The sequence below is a fragment of the Candidatus Hodgkinia cicadicola genome (assembly GCF_002774925.1).
Genome location: NZ_NXGO01000028.1, coordinates 1 through 8,032, shown reverse-complemented (window position 1 = coordinate 8,032; position 8,032 = coordinate 1). Strand labels below are relative to the sequence as shown.

3 protein-coding genes and 2 pseudogenes are annotated in these 8,032 nt (G+C 29.3%); 2 read left to right on the top strand and 3 right to left on the bottom strand.

Annotated elements, in window-relative coordinates; genetic code table 4:
• Nucleotides 1–190: pseudogene (locus tag MAGTDC_RS04615) on the top strand (hypothetical protein); the annotation flags it as partial.
• A gap of 275 nt (nucleotides 191–465) precedes the next feature.
• Here the strand turns inward: MAGTDC_RS04615 and MAGTDC_RS04610 are convergent.
• Nucleotides 466–687: a hypothetical protein gene (locus MAGTDC_RS04610; RefSeq protein WP_192573083.1), complete on the bottom strand. Its 222-nt coding sequence runs from the start codon at nucleotides 685–687 to the stop codon at nucleotides 466–468.
• Between MAGTDC_RS04610 and MAGTDC_RS05875 the strand changes: the two are divergent.
• Nucleotides 610–1,089, top strand: a pseudogene (locus MAGTDC_RS05875) (cobalamin biosynthesis protein); the annotation flags it as partial. The gene MAGTDC_RS04610 and the pseudogene MAGTDC_RS05875 sit on opposite strands and share 78 nt — an antisense overlap.
• Here the strand turns inward: MAGTDC_RS05875 and MAGTDC_RS05515 are convergent.
• Both MAGTDC_RS05515 and MAGTDC_RS05510 read right to left on the bottom strand, forming a co-directional pair.
• The gene (locus MAGTDC_RS05515; protein WP_278046925.1) at nucleotides 1,089–1,382 is read right to left on the bottom strand and encodes a hypothetical protein; all 294 of its coding nucleotides are present in this window, start codon (nucleotides 1,380–1,382) and stop codon (nucleotides 1,089–1,091) included. The pseudogene MAGTDC_RS05875 and the gene MAGTDC_RS05515 overlap by 1 nt on opposite strands.
• Nucleotides 1,383–7,807: 6,425 nt before the next feature.
• Nucleotides 7,808–8,032, bottom strand: a 225-nt coding sequence (locus MAGTDC_RS05510) for a hypothetical protein (protein WP_278046891.1), incomplete at its 5' end; no start/stop codon positions are given.

Sequence of the window (8,032 nt, the reverse complement as noted above, 5' to 3'; positions counted from 1 at the left end):
AGGTAAGCTTAGCCTCACATTTTCTATTAGAAGTCTATTATCATGAGCCGAATTAACCATAATATTAAACAGCATCGGTGAAGCATTTAAATACGCATACCTGAACAAATGTAAGAAATCCGACAGATCATTAATCCATGAAAAGTACACCGAAGTCTTTGGTTCCTCATGTTCCATAAGATGTACTTAGCATTAGACACCACAAGTGCCATACTGTTGGCAACATCATCGAAACAAATCCACAACCTAAGCTACAGACCACCAGATTTATGATTAGATTAAACTTTACTTGTTGTATTATTAATCCATTCTTCAATCTAAACTTATACACATCTCTTTATCTATTAGAATTTATAATACCAATTCAAGATTAACACATTACAACCCATTCGAAGTATACATCGGATAAACATTCACCAAATCCAAACGGCCATTGATTCCGATTGTTAAATTGATACTTAAACATTAATACCTCTCGTACAAACCAACATGAGTACAATTTTGAAAGAATCAAGCCAATGACAGATCACTGAATAAGTTAGTTTTTATCGAAGAATAAATTAAACAGTTCGATTTTATCCATCAAGGTTCAAGTGTTAATACATCTTTATGAGTTATTCAACTGTTAGTAATATTTCGTTGGCATCACTGTTTGATCAACAAAACATAGTAAAATACATCCAACAAGTTGTTAACACCCCAATTATTCGGATATCTCAAATCATTTACTGACTACTCAAGACAAAATCAATCACAACAAAATGATATGGTAACCCAATCTTATTAATAACCTACATTATCGGGTGATATCTAGGATTCAATCTTCATAAGTGATTTAACTACACACAATTTGGTTGAATATTAGATTTAATTACAGCAACAACATTACTTTCTTACAAGAACATGTTTATTCATGTAACTAACACTTTAAATCAACTATACAGTACTGATTTAGAACTATGTAGACATAAACTATCATCGGTTACCAACAAAACAGCCAAACATCTTGATGAACATGGTATATGCAACTCCATGTTGTTATCATTAACGGAAAGTTTCACTAACAGTATATTACTACCACTATTTTACTACCTATTTACAGGTCTTCCTGGTTTAATTGTATATAAAACATCGGATCTAATTGACTCACCTCTTAATAACATCAAACCTTCTAACAATATCCTATCCTCGAATACATGGAAAGCGGCCAACATCATGGCATTATGTCCATGTTTCACATTAATCTGTATATCAAATTTAATAAGATCAATCGGCAACACCAACCTCAACGTGTTCGGTCTATTGAACCTACAAAAATGAAGTGTACACCTTTTGGTCTTAAAACTTATATCATGATTCAATATCAAAACCAAAACCCACAACATCTACACCAAACTTCATCTAATTCTTAAACATCTCAATAACAACGGTCACTTACCAAATGTCATTGATGTTGTTAGACTAAAAACACAGCTTAGCATATTCATGACGATATTAATAGTTACCATAATAATAATGAAAGGAACATATCTCAGATATTTAGATCAAAAGTGATATAAGTTTAACTAAAACATGTAACAAAAACCCAGATGTTATAAACCTTAACAGATGTCCAACGATATCATGTATGACTTATGTTGTTATAAATATATTAACTTCTAATCGTACCAGAATCACTTCCTACAATCAACCAGTAAATATATTATATAAATCCTACCACATCTAACCTTTCAAACCTATCAAAATCAAAGATTTAAACTAAACCCTCCATGTTTAGTAAATCCTATCCTAAATCCATCTAAACACCCATACTATCATCCCAATTTTATCCCAAAAACAACAACCAACACCCACGTCCAAACGTTGTACCGATAACCTCTACAACAATTTCGAACTTATTACTTACTATCAACACCATTATAGTTTATTCAAATTTACTGATAATAACAGATACTTACATCCAATCATAATAATAGCGGATATCATAATTCATTAAATCTATCAGAAACAAACAAACCGATGATCCTTTAGACCATATACCTTATAATTAAACACAATCCACCCCATTATCAACATATCAAATATATTCATATAACATTATGATCTTAATACATCCTATACGAATAAAACACTACCATCAAGAACCATCATCATTAACACAATAATTAACAACAACAAACCCGATTATACCTAAACCAAAACATCCTATCCCACCAACCAAAATCCACCAATGTTATAAACTTAAATCACAACACCACCTTGGTTTAATATCCATGTTTTCAAAGATTATCGATTAAATATCTTGATCAATTAAACTCATCAACATTTATACCAACCCAAAACTAAACATACCTCGTTGTACCATTAAGTTACCACATTTCAATCCAAATACTATATTATATCCTCCCTTGTTTTAAGGTTCCCAACAGGAACAAGGTATAAACATCTTCTTCATCCTTACAATAACCTGTCATATGTTATCAATAAATACGATTACAACAACAAAAGTTACCAAACATCCAGTGAAAGTTACTTACCGATCATCCAACAAAGTTATTAAGTAATATTAAACACAAATTACATAAAACAACAAAACCAACGACAATTTTAACCTAATACTCACAGGATTTTGTTTTAACTTAACAACAACTTATCCAATTAATACTTTTAACCTAAACAAAACCTACAACAAACAACATCCAGTTACCCCAAAAATGAACACTGATAATAATCCATCCCAATAACATTAATACTCCTATAATTGTTACTTAATTCCCGATCATCTTAACAAAACATACATGAATTAATTCAATAACAACTACAATTTATATTATAAGCCAAAAACCAACAAAATACCAACTATCGACATATGTTAATGTTTTAAAACCGATCCAAATCAATAAAACCATACAAAATATTAACGAATATATCATGACCCTTGGTACCAATATTATAACAACCAAAATTAACACATCAAAATTATACTAATCATTACTAAACCATCATTAATCCATAAGATTATAGAACAAACAAACGATCCCGATTCAATTACCAACAGATTAACAAATTCAATCATTAATAAATTACATAGTTAACCTCAAACATAATATCAAGCTCCATTATCGAACATAATTCAACACTGATACATGAAATCCTAATGGCTCCTAATCTGTTATCTGATCCATGAATAATAATTTAATTAACCAAATTCACTACCAAACCCCAATCAAACGGAGATAAGAATAACCCATAACCTCAATAGTACTATGTACATCCCATAGTGAATAATTTAAACCAACATTATCATTACAAACCATGGGTTATTTACACAACGGATTACTCAAATTAGTACTTATTAGTTCAAATTTAAAGGATGAATTATTAACGTGTAAGCTTATTACCTAAAGATCTGTTAACTACTATTAAACACATCGATAAGAACCAAGAATTTACACCGATTGATCTAAATATCTAATAAATCTAATAACTAATCACAACGTTTTCAGCTAAAGTTAACATTACAAATCACAACACACCAAACAACCCCATTTCCAACCAAAGTTATCCAACATGTTGTCTTATTATATCTGATCTAATTAATTGTTTAAACTCAACGAAAACAACCGATATTACTTTAATCCATAGTATTTAGTAATAAACAACAGGAACTTGATAAAAGTCTATTAATGATCCCGTCTAATAATGATATCTTATTAACTAACAACATGCTGATATTTCCCGATTAAAGCTTCAAGATCAATAACCAAGATAACTTCTACTCAAAACAAACAACAAAGTAAACAACCTCCATATCCATATAAAATTAAACTGATTTATACCTAGTATTCTTATAAATTTAATCCTATAACAATCAGTTTTACATCTATTTTACGATTCCAACAACCTCATGAGATGTTTGAACCACATGATGAATTAATTCAATGTCCTATCAAAACCATGTTTTTGTTATATTAATTTAAATCCGAACATAAATTCAATCAATAATCCGATCATAACAACTAACCATTATTAACATCATGGATGTTATCAGATTAATATCTCCTGTTGTTAAGCATATAATTAACATGTAAAAGTATAACAATAAACCATAATTATCCCGCATATAACAACCAACAATCGACAACACGTAATTTAATTGAAATAACTCCTAGTAAGAAACAACGGCCACATAACTTAGATGTAAACGTGTAATTAAACTAATTTTGTTGTACTTTTCATGACCAAAGATTAAACTACATCTAACATAGACAGGCTGAAATTATATCTCAACTGGTTTAATAGTTATGATTAGATTAGCTTGGATTCATGGTGGCATTGACTCCGAGGTTGTTGCAGTTATCCTAAGAATGAGACACAACGTTGTTAAAAAGATCAACATTTTGTTAGACCAATTAGTTAGTTGTGTTAGTTTGTTTTATCAAAACACCATCTCAATACAACCTCCAAACCATTCATATTCCAAGATAGTTTTATTAAGTTAATCCAACAACGGAATAATAGGAGATATCGTAACAGCAAGAGATACTTCGTTGTCCAACGTTGAGGTAAAAATGTCATCGGGATATCTGTTCCAAGGAGATAAGATTGTAATCATATTCCGATCATTACACAAGATAAATATCATGACTTAGTGACATTCTAAAACTGTTACTTCAACACAAAATCACAACAACATTTTGGACTGTTGTTATTCCAATGAAATATGAAACTACCCATTAACCATTATTAAAACTCAAACCTTTACATTAACATCAAAATCACCAAGATCCAAACCTAGAAGAAAGTATAACACATGTTGTTCAAATTATCTCTCCTACATCTTCTAAAACCAACAGATCTGGTTGTATTGTTCGAAACAACAACCCATTATCGAACTTAACAACACATTTAAGCATCAGATATATCCCAAACATTTCAAACATTAAATATATAACCCAACCATCAAAATCAACACAACGATGGTACTATAAAACACAGAAATGTGGAATAATCCGAAGTCTATCTAAATTAACTGGAACAGATCAGATATACGATTCAATTGAAATGTTTAAATCTAAACAATTATATTAAAGATCAAATACATTATCACTAACAACGTAAAATGCTTATACCCCAATCAATAACATCTAACAGATAAAACCAACACACATTATCATCTTAATAGATATGTGATTCCTGTTCCTAAACACATCCCTAAAACCCATCAAATAAACCTCTATATACACCTAGATGGACTTAATATATCACTTACAACAGTTTTAACCCTCTTCCAAAACCATAGTATATTAACTACTGATACCTACACTTTTTGTTGAAACCATGTATACAATTTAACACTAAAAACAACCAAGCTATTAATACCTAATATATTACTTAAATAATCCAAACACTACCTAACTTAACATCATCAACTATCAACCATCCTAACACCAAACATCAACATTTCTTAATCATAAAAGATCTATTAATCATGTCATTTACATATACTTTCAATTAAAACTCCAACATACCAATGTTATAGGTTTTAACTTAATAACAACCATTATACAGCCTACGTTTAGTTCCCTACCAATCAACTTAACCAATCGTTGTTTTAATGTTAACAGATAATGCCGGATTAACCAGCTTAAAGATTCAATGTTATAAACCACCTATTTAGGTAAATCGATTTCGATACAACGTTCTAGATCTATAACACGTTAAAGACACAACCAAAACATCAATTTATTCAACTTATAATAAAGAATCGGAATCAATGGACAAACAAGATATCAGACATATACTGATATGAATATAACATCTGTAATTACAGAGATCAAACAATACCTGGATAATATTAGTGATATATTGATGTCCAATTGATCATTGTTTTTAAAAAGGTTCTATGTTTTAATTAATCAAGTAATTTGGTACATTAAACTTATCAAGATACTAAAACAAAACAGATACACAACGAACACCTTCCAAATCAAATCATTTTATAAACATTGATTCCCTTTAATATGAACGGTATATTGCCAATAAGATATAAACATTACTTCAACATAGGTTACATTTTTACATCAAATTTATACATTAACTATAAAGAATTTAACAACAAAACAGGGTAACATAATGGCTTTAATCTGATTAATTCATGACTTGTTAAGGATATTCGTTTAAACATTTAAGTCATAATCTAACAGCGGACTTATATTGATGTTTTTAACCGAAAATAATTCAATAAATTATCTCATATTTACTTAAAATATTAAATTAATTACCAAACACCACGTTGTCCATCTCGTTAACATACCTAATTCAGACCAAAACCCAACCTTATTAATATCAATCAACTAAGTAAACATATTTGACAACAGCTTAAAACATACACTGTTACCACCTAAAAGGTTAAACTTTAACAACAAGTATATCCCTTAATAATAACCGACATATTATGATATTCATTTGATTAACAGATCCATATAATTAACAACATTTTGTTGGCTTAATCTAATTCATGTCAAAGACAACATTTATACGATTATAGAATTAATATTCTGTTAAACAATCCACCAAGCATATTACGATCCAGATTATCATCAATAACTATAAAACCATACATATCTAACATTAGATTATCTCGATTACAACACAACCCATGAACCTATCTATAAATCCTCCTCTTAGAATTCATTTAACCGAACAAACAACACGTTGGTTAATACCCTAATTCTATTAACAACGAAACATCAATCCGGATACATGCCAAGTATAATTTAAACAACTAGAACCCAATGAATAATTTGATGCCAACACCATGTCCATGCATCACTGTTTATTTTAAATCTAAATAACCAATCTTTGTACTTTTGATTTATTACATATAACAATTAAGATAAAGTTTGATGCTGATTTAACTAATGATTGAATTAATCAACAAAACATAAATACATGTTAAATACCACAACAACACATCAAAATCCATAAATAAGCCAAGATCTTATGTTAACATTAAAAGGCCATCGTTCGTTATACTGTTATATGTTTAATAGCCATACTAAGTTCCAATATCCGAAACACAACCACATGTTACTTCCCATCATGTTATTATAACGGTTGAACATTTATTCAATTAATATAAAATTAATAAAACTACCAACAAAAATCCGTTAACATTGGTCTTAAACTAACCTATATATCTGAAATCATTACCTCAATATCACCGATATTTTTAATTAAACAACCACATATAATTAGATGTAAAACGTTGTTACAAATCGTTGTGTTTAGTAGTTATTTTAAGCATGAAATTATCGATCATATCATGAAACCACCAATTTATTACCACAATCAATACAAAGATCAAGCTACTATCATAATTATGATCAATAATCTTAAACATCTAATTTACCTCCTGTTACAATCAATCACCTCCTTGAACTCTGGACTTTTGATCCATATTTAACCCATCGATATTAATACCTCTACAACGAACAACATTCTATAACATTTAGGATAAAATAACATCATCACCAATTATGATAACAATATATCTAATAGAATATTATGGATGTTGTTAAGTTCGATCGTTGGTCTAATCAATATTAAGTGTAAATATGGTAATGAATAATTAATAAAACCAAATGTACTAACAAAATTGTGGTTAATTGTTTTAAATTGTATTGATCTATGAATGGAACTTATGTTGCCGTTGGTTTAATCAGCTATTTATCAGGTATAATTTACATACATATTAGCTTCTATAATATTAATAAATTGGGTATGTGGACGTTGGAATTTTTGGTTATCTGTTTAGTTTACATAAAGAATATCGGGAAGTTAAAAGAGATTTGTTCGCAATTATCATGGTCAACCTTAAAATCGAAGCTCGTTTGAGATCACCGTGAAGGTGATAAAGATTAGTTAATAAGTAGATCTCTGAATGTCAATTCGATTTAAAAACACATACTACCAAACAATGTTTTCCAAAAGTTTGACATAAAGCATCACAAACATATTGAATCAATCT